Origin of the sequence: Streptomyces sp. NPDC002476 (genome assembly GCF_042889785.1) — a bacterium.
Lineage (GTDB): Bacteria > Actinomycetota > Actinomycetes > Streptomycetales > Streptomycetaceae > Streptomyces.
Genome location: NZ_JBIARH010000018.1, coordinates 80312 through 99211, shown reverse-complemented (window position 1 = coordinate 99211; position 18900 = coordinate 80312). Strand labels below are relative to the sequence as shown.

Annotated in this window: 19 protein-coding genes; 11 read left to right on the top strand and 8 right to left on the bottom strand. The window is 73.2% G+C overall.

Translation table 11 applies throughout. The annotated features are described in order from the left end of the window. Window positions 1–65 precede the first annotated feature (65 nt). From ACFYXM_RS21395 to ACFYXM_RS21375, 5 genes are all read left to right on the top strand, one after another. Window positions 66–1193, top strand: coding sequence for an alpha/beta hydrolase (locus tag ACFYXM_RS21395; protein WP_389291398.1), 1128 nt, complete (start codon window positions 66–68; stop codon window positions 1191–1193). Between the two features lie 184 nt (window positions 1194–1377). Further along, window positions 1378–2682 carry a hypothetical protein gene (locus ACFYXM_RS21390; RefSeq protein WP_389291478.1) on the top strand — a complete coding sequence of 435 codons (1305 nt, stop codon included), beginning with the start codon at window positions 1378–1380 and terminating at the stop codon, window positions 2680–2682. A 314-nt stretch (window positions 2683–2996) separates the two neighbouring features. Then, window positions 2997–4595, top strand: a complete 1599-nt coding sequence (locus ACFYXM_RS21385) for an ABC-F family ATP-binding cassette domain-containing protein (RefSeq protein ID WP_389291397.1) — start codon at window positions 2997–2999, stop codon at window positions 4593–4595. Window positions 4596–4951: 356 nt separating this feature from the next. Then, the gene (locus ACFYXM_RS21380) at window positions 4952–5173 is read left to right on the top strand and encodes a helix-turn-helix domain-containing protein (RefSeq protein WP_199883310.1); all 222 of its coding nucleotides are present in this window, start codon (window positions 4952–4954) and stop codon (window positions 5171–5173) included. Between the two features lie 354 nt (window positions 5174–5527). Then, window positions 5528–6319 (top strand): enoyl-CoA hydratase/isomerase family protein, encoded by a 792-nt coding sequence (locus ACFYXM_RS21375; protein WP_389291396.1) that lies wholly within the window; start codon window positions 5528–5530, stop codon window positions 6317–6319. Window positions 6320–6433: 114 nt separating this feature from the next. On the opposite strand, the gene ACFYXM_RS21370 is transcribed toward ACFYXM_RS21375, so the two are convergent. Continuing rightward, a complete protein-coding gene (locus ACFYXM_RS21370; RefSeq protein WP_389291394.1) occupies window positions 6434–6637 on the bottom strand; it encodes a hypothetical protein in 204 nt (67 codons plus the stop codon). Beyond that, a complete protein-coding gene (locus ACFYXM_RS21365; RefSeq protein WP_389291392.1) occupies window positions 6625–7167 on the bottom strand; it encodes a hypothetical protein in 543 nt (180 codons plus the stop codon). The genes ACFYXM_RS21370 and ACFYXM_RS21365 overlap by 13 nt, the downstream gene beginning before the upstream one ends. A gap of 93 nt (window positions 7168–7260) precedes the next feature. Here ACFYXM_RS21365 and ACFYXM_RS21360 point away from each other — a divergent pair, with 93 nt between their 5' ends. From ACFYXM_RS21360 to amaP, 5 genes are all read left to right on the top strand, one after another. After that, entirely contained in the window at window positions 7261–7731 is a 471-nt protein-coding gene (locus ACFYXM_RS21360) for an Asp23/Gls24 family envelope stress response protein (protein ID WP_389291391.1), read from the top strand. Between the two features lie 63 nt (window positions 7732–7794). After that, on the top strand, window positions 7795–7986 hold the full coding sequence (locus ACFYXM_RS21355) for a hypothetical protein (RefSeq protein WP_389291389.1): 192 nt from the start codon (window positions 7795–7797) through the stop codon (window positions 7984–7986). 20 nt (window positions 7987–8006) lie between these two features. After that, a complete protein-coding gene (locus ACFYXM_RS21350; RefSeq protein ID WP_389291477.1) occupies window positions 8007–8351 on the top strand; it encodes a hypothetical protein in 345 nt (114 codons plus the stop codon). Continuing rightward, on the top strand, window positions 8348–9043 hold the full coding sequence (locus ACFYXM_RS21345; RefSeq protein ID WP_389291388.1) for a DUF6286 domain-containing protein: 696 nt from the start codon (window positions 8348–8350) through the stop codon (window positions 9041–9043). The genes ACFYXM_RS21350 and ACFYXM_RS21345 overlap by 4 nt, the downstream gene beginning before the upstream one ends. Window positions 9044–9048: 5 nt before the next feature. Further along, window positions 9049–9627, top strand: coding sequence for an alkaline shock response membrane anchor protein AmaP (amaP, locus tag ACFYXM_RS21340; protein WP_389291475.1), 579 nt, complete (start codon window positions 9049–9051; stop codon window positions 9625–9627). Between the two features lie 115 nt (window positions 9628–9742). On the opposite strand, the gene ACFYXM_RS21335 is transcribed toward amaP, so the two are convergent. The 5 genes from ACFYXM_RS21335 to ACFYXM_RS21315 form a co-directional block, all read right to left on the bottom strand. Then, entirely contained in the window at window positions 9743–10498 is a 756-nt protein-coding gene (locus tag ACFYXM_RS21335) for an SDR family oxidoreductase (RefSeq protein WP_389291386.1), read from the bottom strand. 5 nt (window positions 10499–10503) lie between these two features. Then, the gene (locus ACFYXM_RS21330) at window positions 10504–12318 is read right to left on the bottom strand and encodes a glycoside hydrolase family 15 protein (RefSeq protein WP_389291385.1); all 1815 of its coding nucleotides are present in this window, start codon (window positions 12316–12318) and stop codon (window positions 10504–10506) included. Window positions 12319–12420: 102 nt separating this feature from the next. Continuing rightward, complete coding sequence (locus ACFYXM_RS21325; protein ID WP_389291474.1) at window positions 12421–13236, bottom strand: SURF1 family protein; 816 nt, start codon at window positions 13234–13236, stop codon at window positions 12421–12423. A gap of 174 nt (window positions 13237–13410) precedes the next feature. After that, a complete protein-coding gene (locus ACFYXM_RS21320; protein ID WP_073788416.1) occupies window positions 13411–13644 on the bottom strand; it encodes a hypothetical protein in 234 nt (77 codons plus the stop codon). Window positions 13645–13708: 64 nt separating this feature from the next. Then, the gene (locus ACFYXM_RS21315) at window positions 13709–14707 is read right to left on the bottom strand and encodes a DEDDh family exonuclease (protein WP_389291383.1); all 999 of its coding nucleotides are present in this window, start codon (window positions 14705–14707) and stop codon (window positions 13709–13711) included. Between the two features lie 161 nt (window positions 14708–14868). On the opposite strand from ACFYXM_RS21315, the gene ACFYXM_RS21310 reads away from it, so the two are divergent. Further along, window positions 14869–15582, top strand: coding sequence for a VIT family protein (locus tag ACFYXM_RS21310; protein ID WP_389291382.1), 714 nt, complete (start codon window positions 14869–14871; stop codon window positions 15580–15582). A 122-nt stretch (window positions 15583–15704) separates the two neighbouring features. Here ACFYXM_RS21310 and ACFYXM_RS21305 read toward each other — a convergent pair whose 3' ends face one another. After that, window positions 15705–18806: an NACHT domain-containing protein gene (locus ACFYXM_RS21305; RefSeq protein ID WP_389291381.1), complete on the bottom strand. Its 3102-nt coding sequence runs from the start codon at window positions 18804–18806 to the stop codon at window positions 15705–15707. Window positions 18807–18900 lie beyond the last annotated feature (94 nt).

The following is an 18900-nucleotide window of genomic DNA, read 5'->3' as shown; positions in this document are numbered from 1 at the left end:
CCCGCCGGGCGCCGGGCGAACCCGTCCGGGTGGCAGGGCGCGACCCGCCCCACCAGACTGGAACAGTGCGCCCGGCAACAGTCACGGCAGCGGCCGTCACCACGATCCTCGGCCTCGGTGCGGCAGCGGTCGCGGCCGGCCGGTACGCGGGCGACGCCGCCCTCAAGGCACCGTCCGGGCGGCCGCTGCCCGCCGACCGGGGACTGACCGTGCACGCCACGGCGGCCGGCCGGGTCACCCTGACTCGTTCCTTCACCTCCCTGCGGCCCGGGACGTACGGACTGGAGGGCGACGGCCTGCACGCCGTCGTCGGCCCGGTGGTCGAGCGCGCCCACCACGCCCCCGACACCGTCGTGCGCAGACTGGAACGCGTCGACCGGGGAAGCCTGGAGCCCGGCGCCGAGGTCCGGATCACACCCCAGCTGCACAGTGGGGACCCTTCCTCGGCGCTCGGCCTCGACCACGAGGACGTCGAGATCCCCGGCGAACTCGGGACGCTGCCCGCCTGGTTCGTGCCGGGCGCCCGCGACACCTGGGTCATCACCGTGCACGGCCTCGGCACCACCAGGGAACACCCCATGAACCTCATGGCGTTCCTGCACGACCTGCACCTGCCCGTCCTCGACCTTGCCTACCGCGGCGACCCCGGGGCCCCGCGCTCCCCGGACGGACTCGCCCACCTCGGCGAGTCCGAGTGGCGCGACCTGGACGCGGCGATCCGCTTCGCCGTCCGCTACGGCGCGGAGAACATCGTCCTGCACGGCTGGTCCACCGGCGCCTCGATGGCGCTGCACGCGGCCGTCGACTCCGCGCTGCGCGACCGGATCAGCGGCCTCGTGCTCGACTCCCCGGTACTGGACTGGGCCACCACGCTGCGCGCCCTGGCCACCGCCCGCGGCGTCCCGGCCGCCCTGCTGCCGCTCGCCGTCCGGGCCGCCCAGGGACAGGCCGGACTGCACGGCGCCCGCCTCCTGAGCGGCTCCCTCGCGTCGGACCTGCGCGCCCCGACACTGATCTTCCACGGCCCGGACGACACCCTGGCGCCCTGGCAGCCGTCCCGCGACCTCGCCGCCCGCCGACCGGAACTGATCGCGCTGCGCACCGTGCCGCAGGCTCCGCACGGGGCGATGTGGAACGCCGACCCCGATCACTACGAGGAGACCCTGCGGCGCTTCCTGACGCCCCTCATGTGACCCGATGCGCGGGATCGGGTGATTGGTTCCGGGCCCCGTCACCACCCCGTCCACCGGGAATCCGGGTTCCGTTTGGGCTTTCGGGCCGTCAGGGGCAAGACTGCTCTCCGTGACGTCCCGTACCCCGCGCGACTCCAGGCTCCGACTTGTCCGCCCGCGACCCCTCGCCACCGCTCGCAAGGCCGTGACCACCCGGCGCACCAGGCCGGCGCCCCGCCCCCCGGAGGGCACCCCGCCCCGGGCGGAACTGGCCCGCCAGGCGAGGGTCGTCCTCGCCGAAGCCGTACGGATCGCCCGCTGGGCGGCCGACGGTGCGCTCCCGGGCGCCCCGCCCCCGGCCGCCCAGGCGCTCGAAGGGGCCGCGGCGGCCCTGGAACTCTCCCCGGCCCAGGTGTGCTCCGGCTGGGACCGGGCCCGCCTCGCCGGTCTCGTGGAACTGCACGGCGGCACCGCGCGCCCCGGCTGGCGCCTGCGCGCCTGGGACCGCGACGACTCCGCCGTGCTGCGCGGCTGGGTGGCGCTGTTCGACGCCTGGTCCCTCGTCCACCCGGCGCCGGACGACGTCGAGGTCACCGCGGTCGCCGAGACCGTCGAGGCGGTGCCCCAGGTGCTCTCGCTCCTCCAGCTGTCGGCCGGCCCGGTCGCCGTGCCCGCCCTCCTGGACCTGCTCGAACAGCGCGTCGCGGAACTCCACGAGGAGCGCTGCCTGGTGCCGTACGAGCCGTCGCCCGAACCGGCCGTCCCCGCTCCCGCCGCACACCCGGCCGCCCTGGTCGCGCGGCTCCTCGACTGGGCCCTGGAGGGACTGGCCGCCGTCGGCGCGCTCACCCTCGGCACCGGGCACGCCACCCTCACCCCGCTCGGCAACTGGGCGGTCTGGGTCAAGCTGGAACAGATCTGCGTCGCCGCCCAGAGCCCGGCGGGCAACATCGAGCAGTCCGCCGCCGACATGCTGCACGGCTGCGCCCGGCTCACCCCCGGCCCGGCCCGCGACGAGTACCGTGCCTGGCTCGCCGCCCGCCCCGTCGGCAGCGCCGTCGCCGAACTCCTCGCCGTCGCCCGCGGCGAGGACGCCCTGCTGCGCGGGCTCGCCTTCGAGGCGCTCCGGGTGGTCGGCGCGCCCGCCGAGCCCGAGGTCCGCTCCGTCCTCGACGACTCCTCGCTGCGCCCCTACGCGTTGCTGTGGCTGGCCGAGTACGAGGGCGCCGATCCCGAGGACGCCCAGGACGTCCTCAGCCGGGAAGAGGCCACCTGGCTCTGGGTGGACACCGCGGCGGCGGTCGCCGACCACGGCGAGACCGGGCTGCTGGTGCGCCACCTCGACTCGGCCGTCCAGGGCACCGTGCCCGCCCTCCTCGACGAGGTACGGGCCGTCGGTCATCCGCGCACCGTGCAGGTCCTGGTCGCCCTGGCCGCCGCCCACCCGGACCCGGCGCTGGCCAAGGCCGTGCGCCGGGCCGCGTTCCAGGTGCACACCGGCGGTGTCTGACGCGGACGGCCTCCCCGGTCCGCCGGGAAGGCCGTCCGGCCGCCGTCCCACGGGAACGGCGCTTCTTCGAGGAGGCGCCGCCCGACGGGGCGGGCCCCGCTCACCGGAAGGTCTCGCCCGGTCGAACCGTGCGGGGGAGCGGGCCGGGGCGGCTGCCGGACGGACGGCGGGCGCCCGCCCCGGCGCATGAGGAAAAGCGGTTGCACACCGCCAGTAGAATGAGCCGCATGGCAATTCTCCTCGTGCATGAGTAACGGCGTCGAGACGACTCCGCCCTCGCCCCGTCCGCCGTCCGTCCGCCCTGGAGTTTTTCCGTGATCACCGCTTCCGGCATCGAGTTGCGCGCCGGCGCCCGCATCCTCATCGAGTCCGCCTCCTTCCGCATCGCCAAGGGCGACCGCATCGGCCTCGTCGGCCGCAACGGAGCGGGCAAGACGACCCTCACCAAGTGCCTCGCGGGCGAGGGCGCCCCCGCCGGCGGCACCATCACCCGATCCGGCGAGGTCGGCTACCTCCCGCAGGACCCGCGCACCGGCGACCTCGACGTGTTCGCCCGTGACCGCATCCTCTCCGCCCGCGGCCTCGACGAGATCCTGCGCAAGATGCGGGAGAACGAGGACCGGATGGCGAACGGCAAGGGCGCCACCCGCGAGAAGGCGATGAAGAAGTACGAGCGCCTGGAAACGGAGTTCCTCACCAAGGGCGGTTACGCCGCCGAGGCCGAGGCCGCCACCATCGCCGCCGCGCTCAGCCTGCCCGACCGGGTGCTCGGACAGCCGCTCCACACGCTCTCCGGCGGTCAGCGCCGCCGCGTGGAGCTGGCCCGCATCCTGTTCTCGGACGCCGACATCCTGCTGCTCGACGAGCCGACGAACCACCTCGACGCCGACTCGATCGTCTGGCTGCGCGACTACCTCAAGAACTACCGCGGCGGCTTCATCGTGATCTCCCACGACGTCGAGCTCGTCGACACGGTCGTCAACAAGGTCTTCTACCTCGACGCCAACCGCTCGCAGATCGACGTCTACAACATGGGCTGGAAGCTCTACCAGCAGCAGCGCGAGGCCGACGAGAAGCGCCGCAAGCGCGAGCGGCAGAACGCCGAGAAGAAGGCCGCGGCCCTCAACTCGCAGGCCGACAAGATGCGCGCCAAGGCCACCAAGACCGTCGCCGCTCAGAACATGGCCAAGCGTGCCGAGCGGCTGCTGTCCGGCCTGGAGGCCGTTCGGGTCGCCGACAAGGTCGCCAAGCTGCGCTTCCCCGAGCCCTCCCCGTGCGGCAAGACCCCGCTGATGGCGGAGGGCCTGTCCAAGTCGTACGGCTCCCTGGAGATCTTCACCGATGTGAACCTCGCCATCGACAAGGGCTCCCGGGTCGTCATCCTCGGCCTCAACGGCGCGGGCAAGACCACGCTGCTGCGGCTCCTCGGCGGCGCCGAGAAGCCCGACACCGGCCAGATCGTCGAGGGCCACGGGCTCAAGCTCGGCTACTACGCCCAGGAGCACGAGACCCTCGACCCCGAGCGCACGGTCCTGGAGAACATGCGCTCGGCGGCCCCCGACCTCGACCTCGTCGACGTCCGCAAGACGCTGGGCTCGTTCCTCTTCTCCGGCGACGACGTCGACAAGCCCGCGGGCGTGCTCTCCGGCGGAGAGAAGACCCGTCTCGCGCTGGCCACGCTGGTGGTGTCCTCCGCCAACGTGCTGCTCCTGGACGAGCCGACGAACAACCTCGACCCGGCCAGCCGCGAGGAGATCCTCGGCGCGCTGCGCACCTACAAGGGCGCCGTCGTCCTCGTCACGCACGACGAGGGCGCGGTCGAAGCCCTCCAGCCGGAGCGCATCATCCTGCTGCCGGACGGGGTCGAGGACCTGTGGGGAGCGGACTACCAGGACCTGGTCGCCCTGGCCTGACCCCGGGCGGGCCGCCCGCGCGGCCCGTCCCTGATCCACTCCGCCTGGATCATTCGGCTCTTGTGTGATCCGTCATCTGCGTGAGTCCGTCTCGTACCGCGCCGGCGGAGCCCGGCGGACAGTTGTCCGATGCACCCATTTGGGGGGTACGACCCCCGTGTGGCCCTGACCTGGTCGTTCGTTTCCAGACCCGTCCTCACCCGGCTCCGCAGCCCTGAGGAATACGGGATTCCGAACGTACCGGGTCGTTACCCTGCCCGGAATCCCGTTGCGCAGACCTTGTCGAATGGGTGGCCAGGAAGCCCCCGAGGGGTGATCATGAGAGTCCAGAGCGCACTTCCCATGAGGAGGCACGGGTGGCCGAGACTCTGAAGAAGGGCAGCCGGGTGACCGGCGCCGCGCGCGACAAGCTCGCGGCAGACCTGAAGAAGAAGTACGACTCCGGTGCGAGCATCCGGGCGTTGGCCGAAGAGACCGGCCGCTCCTATGGATTCGTCCACCGGATGCTCAGCGAGTCCGGAGTCACGCTGCGCGGACGCGGTGGGGCGACACGAGGCAAGAAGGCCACCGCGGCCTGAGAGCCCGTCGTGTGACCTTCGACCGGAAAGCGGACGCGGCATGGTGCGTGCGATCCCAAGGCGCCGGGACGCCCCTGTAGTGGAGCTACCAGGGCATTTCGGCAACACCGGAGGGGGTCTCCCTGACCCTTGAGGCTCGGGGAGTGCGTGCCAGGACGTGGCCGTCCAGTCGGAGGTCGCCCGACAGGCCCTGAAGGGCTTCACGGATCGGGGCTGGTCGTCCGGACCTGCCCCGGGGTTCACCGGCTTCGGCGGTGGCCACCCGGTCGATCGTGATGTCGATCGGGTGGTTACTGTTCAGTCACTTAGCTCGGCATGCTGCCCGGCAAGCTGACTGACCGATCCGGAGGCCCCATGACCTCGCTCGACTCCGTGCTCGACAAGGACGGCGTACGACTCACCGTCGACGACGCGGTCGCCACGGTGACCCTCACCAATCCGGCCAAGCGCAACGCTCAGTCTCCCGCTCTGTGGCGGGCGTTGACGGAGGCCGGACGGGCGCTGCCCGGCACGGTGCGGGTCGTCGTGCTCCGCGGCGAGGGCAAGTCCTTCTCCGCGGGCCTCGATCGTCAGGCGTTCACCCCCGAGGGGTTCGAGGGCGAGCCGTCCTTCTTCGACATGGCGCGGGGCACGGACGCCGAGCTCGACGCGACCATCGCCGAGTACCAGGAGGCGTTCACCTGGTGGCGCCGCAACGACATCGTGTCCGTCGCGGCGGTACAGGGGCACGCGATCGGTGCCGGATTCCAGCTCGCCCTCGCCTGCGATCTGCGGATCGTCGCGCAGGACGTGCAGTTCGCCATGCGCGAGACCAGTCTGGGCCTGGTCCCCGACCTCACCGGCACCCACCCCCTGGTGCATCTGGTGGGGTATGCCCGCGCGCTGGAGATCTGTGCCACGGGCCGTTTCGTGCACGCCGAGGAGGCGGAACGCACCGGTCTGGCCAATCTGGTGGTGCCCGTCGGCGAGCTGGACGCCGCGGCCCGTGACCTGGCCGCAGCGCTGCTGGCCGCCCCGCGCGACGCGGTGGTGGAGACCAAGGCGCTGCTGGGTGGTGCCGTCTCCCGCGGTTACGAGGAGCAGCGCGCCGCCGAACGCGCCGCGCAGGGCCGCCGCCTGCGCGACCTGGCGGGCATCACCGACTGACCGCCTGCGTACGCGTTCCGGGCGGGCCGGGTCCTGAGGCCCGCCCGGATGCGTCGACGGCCACGGCACGTGAGTCGTCCACGAGCGGTTCACGGACCGTCACGTGCCGGATCGTCACGGGTCGGTGGGCGTGGCCGTCACCACCGCCGTGACCAGCACGGTCACCGAGGGCCGGCCCGGCACGGCGTCCGCCACCGCGCCCCGCACCGCACGCGCCACGTCGAGCACCCGGTGGCCCCGCTCCGTCGCCAACTCGACCCGTACCCGCCCGGGCGCCGTGTGCACGGCCTCACCCAGTACCCCGGTCAGCGTCGCCACACCGGGCACACCCGCGGCGACGGCCGCCACCTCCCCTCCGCCTTCGCCGGACACACCTCGTCCGCCCCGACCGCCGCGGTCACGCGCGGCGCGGGCGGCGCGTCCAGCAGCTCCGTCACCCGCAGGTCCACCCCGGACACCACCAGGCCCAGGTGCCGGTCGGCCGCCGAGAGCAGCGCCGTGCGCAGTGCCCCCGCCGCGGCGGGCAGCGGCGGGTCGGAGAACGCCGCCATGGTCGCCTCCATGCGCAGCGGGCCCGGCGGCAACGCACTCGGCGGCGGCTGCATCCGCCCCTTCGACACCGGGCGCGGATCGGCCGAACGGATCCTCAGTTCCCCGAGCGCCGGCATGGGCGTGGGCCCCGTCCCCGGCCCGCTCGCCGCCTCCCGCAGGACCGCGACCGCCGCCCGTTCCGCGATCCAGGCGCCGTCCTCCGGGCCACCCAGCGGAAGCAGCCGCCCCAGACCGGTCCGCCGCCGGATCGTCGCCGCCCATGTGTCGTCCCGGTGCGGGCCATCAGCCGTCGTCATCGGCCCAGACTGCCGTATCCATGGCGCGAGAAGGGGCAAGCACGCCTAATGTGGGCAAAGAAGCCCAATCCGCCCCCGAAGGGAAGAGTGGCGATGGCCGACACCACACAACGGGTCCGTCCCGGGAACCCCGACGAGGAACCGGGCACGCTCATCAAGCGCGGCGGCGGAGACCCCGCCACCCGTGGTCGCACGACCATCGCGGACGGCGTCGTCGAGAAGATCGCGGGCATGGCGGCGCGGGACGTGGTCGGTGTCCATGCGACGGGCAGCGGGCTCTCGCGCACGATCGGGGCGGTGCGCGACCGGGTACCGGGCGGCGGCAGGTCCGTCACCCGTGGGGTGAAGGCGGAGGTGGGCGAGTCGCAGACAGCGCTCGACCTGGAGATCGTCGTCGACTACGGGGTGGCGATCGCCGATGTCGCCCGCGACGTGCGGGAGAACGTCATCGCCGCGGTCGAGCGGATGACCGGCCTGGAGGTCGTCGAGGTCAACATCGCCGTGAGCGACGTGAAGCTGCCCGACGAACCCGACGACGAGCAGCCCGAGCCACGCCTCCAGTAGACCTCCGGGCGGAGAGTCCGCGCAGAGGCCCGGGTGGTCACCGAGGCAGTTGAGGAGCGCACGATGAGCATGGCGATGGTCGGCATGGTGGCCGGCATGGCACTCGGATTCGCCGGATACTTCGGCGGATTCGGGGCGTTCCTGCTGGTGGCGGCCCTGGGAGCGGTCGGTTTCGTCATCGGCCGGCTCCTGGAGGGCGACCTGGCACCCGGTGACTTCCTGCGGGGTCGCGAGCGCGGCGACCGACGGCGGTGAGGGCGTTGGCCGTGTCGTCCATGTCGTCGGGGGCGGGCGGCCGGGTGGCCGCGGGTGAGCGCGGAGAGACCAGGATCGCCGACCGGGTGGTCGCGAAGATCGCCGCGCAGGCGGCGAAGGAGGCGATCGGCGAGCCGCCGGAGCAGGGCGCCCCGCCGCGTGCCACGGTCGCGGTGCGCCGGGGTGCCGCCCGGGTGCGGATCGGCCTGGAACTCGCGTACCCCACGGACATCGGCCGCCAGTGCGGCGGCGTGCGCAGACACGTCACCGAGCGGGTGGGCGCGTTGGCGGGGATGGAGGTGCCGGAGGTGGCCGTGCGGGTCGAACGCCTGCACCCGACGGCGGTGCGCGGGAGAGTCCGATGAGCGGGCCCCCCGACCCTCGGTACGGCACCGGGCGCCCGCCCGAGGACCGCCCCGGCGCCGAGAGCGATGTCCCCGCCCCCGACCCGTCCGGCGCGTCCGCCTCGTCGGCCACGTACGACCCGGTGCCCGCGCGGCACCGGCGCGGTGCCCGGGCCGGCCGCTTCTGGTCGGTGCGCCGCGTTCCCGCGGCGCTGCTCGCCCTGGTGGTCCTCGGCGGTACGGGTCTGCTGCTCTACGACGTGGCGGCGGTACGGGCCGGCCGGCCCGCGATGCGATGGCGCCGGGTGCTGGCCCGCGAACTCGCGGACCGGCCGCTGCACGACGTGTGGGTGCTGACCGGCGCGGCGCTCGCGGTGGCGATCGGTCTGTGGCTGCTCGTGCTCGCGCTGTCCCCGGGGCTGCGCGGCCTGTTGCCGATGCGCCGGGACCGCCGGGGTGTACGGGCCGGCATCGACCGTTCGGCGGCGGCCCTGGTCCTGCGCGACCGGGCCCTGGAGGTGTCCGGGGTGCGGTCGGCCCGGGTCCGGGTGGGCCGCGGGCGGGTCCGGGTGCGCGCGGTGTCGCACTTCCGGGGCCTCGACGACGTACGGGCCGACCTGGACACCGTCATCGGCACCGGCATCGGGGAACTGGGACTGGCCGGGGCACCGCGTGTGAGCCTGTCCGTCCGCCGTCCCACGAGGAAGGGGTGAGCCCGTTGCTCAGGACCGCCAACCGGGTACTGCTCGGCCTGGCCGGATCCCTGCTGATCTGCGGCGGGGGCGCGGTGCTCGCCGCCGGGCTCGGCCTGTCCGTGCCGTCCTGGTGGCCCTGGCACGGCGGGGACGACGTGCTGCTCGGCGCGGCCGACCGGGTCCGTCGGCACGACGAGGGCTGGTGGTGGCCCGTGGCGATCGCGGCCCTCGCCGCCGTGGTCGTCCTCGCCCTGTGGTGGCTGCTGGCCCAGGCGCGCCGCGCCCGTCTCGCCGAGGTGCTGGTGGACAGCGGCGACGGCGAGGGGGCGCTGCTGCGGGGCCGGGCCCTGGAGACGGCGCTCGCCGACGAGGCGGCGGCCCTGGGCGGCGTGGCCCGCGCCCGGGTGGCGCTGACCGGCCGCCGCGACGCCCCGCGTGCGGCGGTGCGACTGCTGCTGGAGCCGCATGCGACACCGCACGAGGCACTCGGCCGGCTCACCGACGAGGCGCTGGCGCACGCACGGGACTCCGCGGGGCTGGCCGAGCTGCCCGCCGAGGTCCGGCTCGGGGCGGTCGGACACCGCGCGGAACGGGTGAGCTGACGGTGGCGGCCGTGGTGGCCGCCGCCGGCTCCGGGCCCGGACGGGTGGGACGACCGGTCCGGGAACCGTGCCGAAGGCCGCCGTCCGGGCGGACCGGGGCAGGAACCGCGCCGGGTCAGAAGCCGTGCCGGAAGCCGCCGTCGACCGGCAGCATGACTCCCGTCAGATAGGACGCCGCGGGAGAGAGCAGGAACGCCGCGGTCCGGCCGAACTCCTCCGGGGCCCCGTACCGGCGCAGCGGGATGAGCGCCGCGCCGGCGGCGCGGGCGGCCTCCGGGTCACCCGACAGGGCGTCGAGTTCACGGACCCGGTCGGTGTCGATCCTGCCCGGCAGCACGCCCACCACCCGGATTCCCCGGGGGCCGAGCTCGTCTGCCAGGGACTTGGCGAAACCGGCCAGGCCGGGGCGCAGCCCATTGGAGATCGTCAGCCCGGCGATCGGCTCGTGCACGGAGCCGGAGAGCACGAAGCCGATGACACCGCCCTCGCCGAGGGAGGCCGCCGCGGCCCTGGCGAGACGGACCGCCCCCAGGAACACCGACTCGAAGGCCGACCGCCACTGCTCGTCGGTGTTGTCGGCGACGAAGCCGGGCGCCGGGCCGCCGACGCTGATGAGGATGCCGTCCAGCCGCCCGAACCGTTCGTGCGCGCCGTCGACCAGGCGCTGCGCCGAGGACGGGTCGGCGTTGTCGGCGACGACTCCGACGGCGCCCGGCCCCAGTTCCGCGGCCGCCGCCTCGACACGCCTCTCGTCCCGGCCGGTGATGATCACCCGGGCGCCGTCCTCGGCCAGGGCACGCGCCGTGGCGTTGCCCAGCCCCCGGCTCGCGCCGGTGACGATGTACACACGGTCCTTCAATCCAAGATCCATGCGCCCTATCCTGCCTGGCCGGGCCCCATGCTGTCGGTCTCCGTCGTGTCCTCGCCGGCCAGGGTCATGGCGGTGCTCACCAGCCCGATGTGGCTGAACGCCTGCGGGAAGTTGCCGACCTGCCGGTGCGTGACGGTGTCGTACTCCTCGGCGAGCAGCCCCACGTCGTTGCGCAGCCTCAGCAGGCGTTCGAAGAGGTTCCTGGCCTCCTCGGCCCGCCCGGTCATCGTCAGGGCGTCGGCCAGCCAGAACGAGCACGCCAGGAACGTCCCCTCACGGCCGGGCAGCCCGTCGATCGAGGACCCGTCCGTGCTGTAGCGGCGGATCAGGCAGTCGCTGCCCAGCTCCCGCCGGACCGCGTCGACCGTGCCGATCACCCGGGGGTCGTCCGGGGGCAGGAAGCCGGTCCGGGGGATCAGCAGGGTCGCGGCGTCCAGGTTCCGGGAGCCGTAGGACTGGGTGAAGGTGTTGCGCACCGGGTCGAAGCCCTTCTCGCACACCTCCCGGTGCACGGCGTCCCGCATCGCCCGCCACCGGTTCGCGTCCCCGGCCAGTGCCGGGTTCTTCTCCAGGGTGCGCACGGCACGGTCGGCGGCGACCCAGGCCATGACCTTGGAGTGCACGAAGTGGCGGCGCTGCCCACGGATCTCCCACAGCCCCTCGTCCGGCTCGCGCCAGGTGGACTCCAGGAAGCCGAGCAGGCTCAGCTGGAGGTTCCAGGCGTGCGGCTTGTCGTCCAGACCGGCCTCGCGGGCGAGCCGCAGCGAGTCGATGACCTCGCCGTACACGTCGAGCTGGCGCTGGCGGACGGCGGCGTTGCCGATCCGTACCGGAGCGGAGTTCTCGTACCCGCGCAGCCACGGCAGCTCCGCCTCGGGCAGCCGGCGCTCGCCCGACAGGCCGTACATGATCTGGAGGTCGGCGGGGTCACCGGCGACGGCCCGCAGCAGCCAGTCCCGCCAGGCCGCGGCCTCCTCCAGGTATCCGGCCGAGATGAGGGCGCCGAGGGTCAGTGTGGAATCCCGCAGCCAGCAGAAGCGGTAGTCCCAGTTCCGTACGCCGCCGATCTCCTCGGGCAGCGAGGTGGTGGGCGCCGCCACGATGCCGCCCGTCGGGCCGTAGGTGAGCGCCTTCAGCGTGATCAGCGAGCGGATCACCGCCTCCCGGTACGGGCCCCGGTACCGGCAGGTGGCCGACCACTCGGTCCAGTCGGCCAGGGTGTTCTCCAGCGCCTCGAACGGGTCGACGAGGTCGGGACGCGGGGAGTGCGAGGGGTGCCAGGTCAGCACGAAGGCGACCTGTTCACCCGCGGCGACGGTGAACGACGAACAGGTGGAGAACTGCTGGCCCCAGGTCTTGACCGGCGGCTCGCTGCGCAGCCAGGTCGAGTCGGGTCCGGCGACCGCCACCCGGTGCCCCTGCGAGCGGCGCATCCACGGCACGACCGAGCCGAAGTCGAAGCGCAGCCGGATCACGGAACTCATCTCGACCCTGCCGCTGATGCCCTCGACGATCCGCATGACCTCGGGCTCCTGGTCGCGCTGCGGCATGAAGTCGATGACCTTGACCGTGCCCGTACGGGTCTCCCAGAACGTCTCCAGGACGAGGGACTCACCCGCGTAGCCGCGTCGGGTACAGACGTTGCCGCCCTGCGGCGCGATCCGCCAGTGGCCGTTCTCCTCGTCGCCGAGCAGGGCCGCGAAACAGGCGCCCGAGTCGAAGCGGGGCAGGCAGAGCCAGTCGACGGAACCGTTCCTGCCGACCAGGGCGGCCGTCTGCAGATCGCCGATCAGGGCGTAGTCCTCGATGCGTGGGGTCACGTTCTGGCGTGTTCCCGGACATGGGCCCCGTTAAGCAGTCCCGCCCCACGAGCGACGCTCCGCCGCCCACCGGCGACGCCCGGTCCGGGCCGGACGCGGGCGTCAGGCCGTGGCGGGTTCCGTCCGCTCCGGTTCGGACGCCGACCGCTCCTCGGCGGACCGGGCCGCCGCGGCCGTGGCCCGGTCGAGCTTCTCCCGGCGGGCGAGGATCACGAATCCGACCGGGACGGCGGCGGCGAACAGCCACCACTGCACGGCGTACGCCATGTGCGGGCCGATCGAGCTGTCGTCGGGGGCCGCGATCAGTTCCGGGGAGCCGCCGGAGGGCTCGGGCGAGATCTGCTCGATGTAGCCGCCGAGCACCGGCCGGGACAGCCGCTCGGCCTCCTGGGAGCTGTTGATCAGCATCACCTGGCGGTCGGGCAGGTCCGAGATGTCCTTGATGCCGCTGGTGCCCGTGGTCTCGTCGGCCTTGAGCCGTCCGGTGACGGTCACCTCGCCCCGCGGCGGGGGCGGGACCTCGGGGAAGTCGCGCTGGCTGGCGGCGGCGGGCACCCAGCCGCGGTTGACCAGGATCGTCCCGCCGCCCTTGAGGTCGAACGGGGTCAGCACATGGACGCCGACCCGGTCCTCGGTGGAGGTCCTGCGGCGCACGACCACCTGGTGCGCGGTGTCGTACGTGCCGGTCGCCGTCACCGTGCGCCAGTAGTCGGAACGAGGGATCGTGTGCCTCGGCGAGGTGAGCGAGGTGACCGGAACGGGGGCCGCCTTGAGGTTGCGCGAGATCAGGGAGTTCTGCGCGACCCTGTGCTCGTGCCGGTGCAGCTGCCAGAAGCCCAGCTCGACCATCGTGGGAATCAGGACGAGGGCGAGGAGGGCGAGGAACAGCCACTGCCGGGTCAACAGGAAGCGGTACACCCCACGACCGTACAACTGCGTCATGGGGCGCAACGCGCAGGGGTGGGGGAGAGGGGAGGGCCGAAGGGGCGAGAGACGAGGGACCGGGGACGAGGGCAGGGCCGAAGGGACGAGGGCCGGGGAACCGGGGACGAGGGGACGGACCGGTGAAGGGGAGCGGATGGCGGCCGGTGGTCAGACCTTGTCGATGATGCCCACCCTCCCCTCGGCGCGGGAGCAGTGACCGCCGCAGTACCAGTGGCCGCCGACCTCGACGCCCTGGCCGATGATCTGGACCCGGCAGTGTTCACAGATGGGTGCCATGCGGTGAATGGCGCAGGCGAAGCAGTCGAAGACGTGCACCGCGCCCTGCGCGTGCACCTCGAAGGACATGCCGTAGTCGTTTCCGCAAACCTCACAACGTGCCATGCGCCACAGGGTCGGATGCGGGGGCGGCGGTGGGCGAGCGGCGGGCGGGCGAGTCGCCCCCGGTTCACTCCGATGACGGCGCGTGCGGCCGCGTCGTCGCCGGGGCCACGTCGCGCAGCAGATGGGTGAACGCGCTCTCGTCCAGGATGGGCGTGCCGAGCGACTTGGCCTTCACCGTCTTCGAGGTCGCCGCGTCAGGGTCATTGGTCACCAGCAGACTCGTCAGGCGGGACACGCTGGTCGCCACGTGCAGTCCGGCTTCGACGGCGCGGTCCTCCAGCAGCTCGCGGTCTATGGAGGTGTCCCCGGAGAACGCCACCCGCATGCCCTGCATGAGCGGCTTGTCCTTCTCGTACCGGCCGGGGTTCGGATACGGGCACGCCGGGCGCTTGCGCGAGGGGCGCCAGCTGTTCTGCCCGTACGAGGGCTGGTAGCCGATCCGGGGCGTGACCGGGGAGTCCGACCACTCGGTCAACGGGCGGCACTCCAGCAACGGCAGCCGCACCCCGCCGTGCGCCGCCGCGTGCAGACTCGGCCGGAACGCCTCGGCCAGCACCCGGGCGTCGTCCAGCGCGTGGTGGGCGCGCTGCTGCACGACTCCGAAGTGCGCGGCCAGCGACTCCAGTTTGTGGTTGGGCAGTGGCAGCCGCAGTTCCTTGGCGAGCGCGATGGTGCACAGCCGCTGCTCGACGGGGGCGGTGACCGAGGCGCGTGCGTACTCCCGGGCCAGCATCGACCAGTCGAAGGCCGCGTTGTGTGCGACGAGCACACGGCCCGCGAGCCGTTCGGACAACTGGGCGGCGATCTCCGGGAAGAGCGGGGCGCCTTCGAGGACATCGCTGGTCAGTCCGTGGATCCAGACGGGGCCGGGATCACGCTGCGGGTTGACGAGGGTGTACCAGTGGTCCTCGACGTCGCCCCGCTCGTCCAGACGGTAGACGGCGGCGGAGACTATCCGGTCGTCACGAGCGAGGCCGGTGGTCTCCACGTCGACGACCGCGTACCCCCGGGGGTACGCGGTCGGCCACGGTGCTGCGGTCTGGCGGTCGTCGAGCATGGTCACAGAGAATACGGGCCGCGACTGACAGTCTCCTATTCCTGCTCCTGTTCCTGTGGGTACGCGATGGCCCCGCCGGCCGGGGGCGCCCGGGTCCGCCGGGCTTCCGCGACGGCGGGCCGGGTCGGTGCGCGACCGGCGGCCGGGCGGGGTGAGACCATCCCCCGATGACGGATATCCGGACGCATGACGAACCGCACGGCAACGGGCTCGGCGCCCGGCTGAACTGGCTGCGCGCCGCGGTCCTCGGCGCCAACGACGGCATCGTCTCCACCGCGGGACTCGTCGTCGGCGTGGCCGGCGCCACCGGCGACCGGGGCACTCTGCTCACGGCGGGCCTGGCCGGGCTACTGGCCGGTTCCATGTCGATGGCGGCGGGCGAGTACGTGTCGGTCTCCACCCAGCGCGACTCGGAACGGGCCGCGCTGGCCATCGAGAAGTATGAGCTCGCACAGACGCCCGAGGCGGAACTGGCCGAACTCACCGGCCTGTTGGAGGGCAAGGGGCTGAGCCACGAGGTCGCCCGCGAGGCCGCCCTCCAGCTCACCGCCCGCGACGCGCTGCGCGCCCACGCGGAGGTGGAACTCGGCATCAACCCGGACGAGCTGACGAACCCGTGGCACGCGGCGGGCGCGAGCTTCCTGGCGTTCACGGCGGGCGCGCTGCTGCCGCTGCTGGCGATCGTGCTGCCGCCCGCGTCGCTGCGCCTGCTCGTGACCGTGCTCTCGGTGCTGGCGGCCCTGGCGCTGACGGGCTGGTGGAGCGCCCGCCTGGGCGACGCGGCGCCGTGGCCCGCGGTGCTGAGGAACATGGGCGGGGGAGCGCTGGCGATGGCGGTCACCTACGCGGCGGGAGAGCTGCTGGGGGCGGTGGGGGTGTAGGGGCGCCATGGGCGCCCGGCGTACCGGGCAACGCGCTCATGGCCGGGCTGCGCCCGTTGTTCCTCCGGTACGCCTGATTCCTCCAGCACGCCTGAGAGCTGCCCGATGCGTGCGTTCCGGGCTCAGGAACGCCGGACGATGCGCTCCGGCGGGAAGAGTTCGGTGCCGGTGGCCCGGGTCTCGTGCGAGAGGGTGATGGTCAGCTCGTGCCGATCGCTCAGCGGGGACAGGTCGACGGGGTGGGGCAGCGCCGTCAGATCGAGGGAGGTGAGGCGGGTCAGCTCGCGCAGGGGGCCCAGCCCATCGGGTACCTCACACCCGGACAGGCTCAGCATGCGCAGTCCGGTGAGCGGTGACAGCAGTCGGAGGTCGAGCGGCGACAGCCGGTTCAGCATGAGCGATTCCAGGCCGGCGAGTGGTGACGCACCGGTGAGCTGCAGCAGATGCGTGTTGTCCCAGAGGGACAGTGTGCGCAGGGCCGTCCAGCACGCCAGTCCCTCCAGGCGCATGGGCCGGTTCTGGGTGCGAAGCGTCAGATTGGTGATCCGTTGGCCGACGGGAAGTTCGCCGATGCACTCGATGAGGGAGGCGTGCCCCAGGGTGAGTCTGCGCAGATCGGGCATGTCGCGCAGGGGGCCGGGGTCCAGGTCCGGATGCAGTTCGACCAGAGAAAGCCATTCCAGACCGGGGCGGGCCAGCGGACCGAGGTCCCTGACCCGTGGGCACATGCTGAGGCCCACCTCGCGCAGCCGGGGCATGGCCGCGATGTGGCTCAGCTCGTCGAGGGCCTGGTTACGGAAGACGAACAGCCGTTCCACATCCGTCCGGGAGGTGACGTCCGGGAAGTATTCGTGATCTCCCTGGACATGCACGCCTCGCGCGGTGGGGATGTGACGCAGTGCGGCCAACTGGGCCTCGGTCCGTACGTAGACATGCGATCCGGAGTCCCAGGACCGGTCGGCCAGGATCTCGCGGGCGTAGGTCTCCGCGTCGAAGGAACTCCACGCATCGGAGAGGGCGTCAGTCACCAAGAGCCGGTCGTCCGACCGGAAGCGGCCGATGACCTCGTAGGCCGCGTCACCCTTGATCTCCGCCGCCGTCCGCACGATCTCGGCCGCCTCGCGCTCGTTCACCTCGTCCGGGCCCGGCAGCAGTCCCAGCACCAGTTCGCCGACCTTCGCGAGCGCATCGGTGTCCTCGGACGTGGTCGGCGGCAGCAGGCTCCCGGTCCGGCGCTCCACCTCCTCCCGGACGTCCGGGTCCAGCTCCGGGGCGTGCTCCAGACTCGCCGCCGCGAGCAGCACCAGCCGGTGGCCGAGGCCGGGGTCCTGGTCCGCACGGCGAAGCAACCCGCGCAGGAGGTCGGTCCGTTCGTCCACCCGGGCGTGCCCCACGGCCATCTGCACCACGTCGTCCCAGCCGTCGTCGTGCGCGTTGCGCACCAGCACCCCGAAGTCCCGCGCCTCCACCGCGGCCTTCGCGCCCAGGTAGTCCAGGAATGTCCGGTGTACGAAGTCCACGGCGCCCGGGGCCGGTTCGCGCAGCAGACCGCTGCGGATCAGCAGGTGCGAGAACACCTGCTCCGCCGTGCCCCGCACCTGCGGCATGGCCCGCAGCCAGTCCCCGATCAGCGCCACCGCCTGCGCGCGGTCCGCCTCCACCTGGCCGTTGCGGATCAGCCAGTACGCCAGCCGCTGCAACAGCGCCGTCTGCTCCTCGCGGGTCAGGTCGACGCCCTCCACGCCGACGATCTCGCGCTCGGTGTCCCGGCGGACCAGCAGCATGTCCAGTGCGGCGTCGTACAACTCCTTGCGGGCGCGCGGAAGCTGCATCCGCCGGTCCCGGTTGAGGGCACACAGCAGCGCGCACATCAGCGGGTTCGTCGCCAGCCGGCCCAGGTCCCGGCGTGCCCCGACCGCCCGGTGCAGCGCCTTCTCGTACGTGTCGAGCCTCGTCCGCTCGTCCCCGGACGGGCACTCCGTCCGTGCCGCGTCGTGCCAGTGCCCGATGAAGGCGCGGATGTCCTCCCGTTCCATCGGCTGCAGGGAGTGCGCGACGAAGCCCTGTCGGTCCAGCCAGCCGTCCGGGACGGCGGAGGGCCGGGTGGTCACCACGTAGCGGGCCTGCGGGTAGGCCGCGATCAGGTCCTTGAGCCAGCGCTCGGTCCGGGTGCGCAGCCGCATCGGGACCTCGTCCACCCCGTCCACCAGGACCAGCGCCCGGCCCTCGGCCAGCAGCCGGTCCGCCCAGCCCGCCGGCGCCGCGCCATGCAGCGGGACGCCGGTCGCGCGCAGGAAGTCGTCGGGCACGGGCAGGGACTCGTACGAGGTGAAGGCACGCAGCCGCAGGACGAAGGGAACACAGCGGTTCCAGTCCGCGAGCCCGTCGGCGAAGGTGCGGCGCGCGGCGTTCACCGCCAGCCACTGCACCAGCGTGCTCTTCCCGGACCCCGCCGGGCCGCGCAGCAGCAGCCGGTTGGTGTCCGCGAGCGCCTGTTCGACGCTGACCGTCACCCGGTCCGGGGCGGGCAGCTCCCACCACTCCGGGCCGGAGGAGTCGTCGTGGGAACTCACCGTCAGGCTGATGTAGGCCGTCTCCAGCGGCCATTCGCCCGCCGAGCGCCCCAGCGTGAGCCCGAACAGTCCCATCCGGCTGTGCGTGGCGGCCACGAAGTCCGCGTACCGCTGCTCGAAGTCCAGGGCCGCCGCCTCCGGGCGCGGACCCGTCCGGGAACGGACGTCCTCCATCAGCTCCCTCGTCCGCGCGGCCGAACGGACCTGCTCCACCGCCGCCCGCGCCGCGAACGACGGCTCGGCGGTCAGCTGCTCCACGACGTGCTCGCAGCACCGGCCCAGCAGTTCCTCGTACAGGTCGGTTGCGCGCTCCCCGAGACCCGCGGCGGGCACCGGCAGTCCGGCGCGCAGCCGTGCCGGGTCCAGGTCCAGTGCGAACAGCCGGTCCGCCGTCAGCCCGTCCGCCGCCGCGAACGCGTCCCGTACCGCGTCCACGGCGGCCAGCCGCTCGTGCTCGGGGAGATCCGCGTACGACTCCGTCAGACGCTTTCCGAGCACCTTCGCCAGGCGGTCCGGCTTCGCCGGGCGGGGGAGCGGGCGCACCGGATCCGGGACCAGCCCCGCGCCGGTCCTCGGCCGCACCAACGACCTGGCGACCGCGCCGGCCACCGTCGTGGCCAGCCGGAGCACCGCAACGTCCAAACCCTGCACGGCAGTTCCCCCCGAGGTGGTTCCGTTCACAGGGATCGTACGACGCCCGCGCCGACGGGAGTGACCGGAGTCTTTGGTGGAAGCCACCAAAGAC

Bases quoted from the DNA above. Each gene is read 5' to 3' on its own strand.
- ACFYXM_RS21375 (WP_389291396.1), top strand. From the start codon at position 5,528: ATGACCTCGCTCGACTCCGTGCTCGACAAGGACGGCGTACGACTCACC.
- ACFYXM_RS21365 (WP_389291392.1), bottom strand. From the start codon at position 7,167: ATGACGACGGCTGATGGCCCGCACCGGGACGACACATGGGCGGCGACG.
- ACFYXM_RS21360 (WP_389291391.1), top strand. From the start codon at position 7,261: ATGGCCGACACCACACAACGGGTCCGTCCCGGGAACCCCGACGAGGAA.
- ACFYXM_RS21355 (WP_389291389.1), top strand. From the start codon at position 7,795: ATGAGCATGGCGATGGTCGGCATGGTGGCCGGCATGGCACTCGGATTC.
- ACFYXM_RS21350 (WP_389291477.1), top strand. From the start codon at position 8,007: ATGTCGTCGGGGGCGGGCGGCCGGGTGGCCGCGGGTGAGCGCGGAGAG.
- ACFYXM_RS21345 (WP_389291388.1), top strand. From the start codon at position 8,348: ATGAGCGGGCCCCCCGACCCTCGGTACGGCACCGGGCGCCCGCCCGAG.
- ACFYXM_RS21335 (WP_389291386.1), bottom strand. From the start codon at position 10,498: ATGGATCTTGGATTGAAGGACCGTGTGTACATCGTCACCGGCGCGAGC.
- ACFYXM_RS21320 (WP_073788416.1), bottom strand. From the start codon at position 13,644: ATGGCACGTTGTGAGGTTTGCGGAAACGACTACGGCATGTCCTTCGAG.
- ACFYXM_RS21310 (WP_389291382.1), top strand. From the start codon at position 14,869: ATGACGGATATCCGGACGCATGACGAACCGCACGGCAACGGGCTCGGC.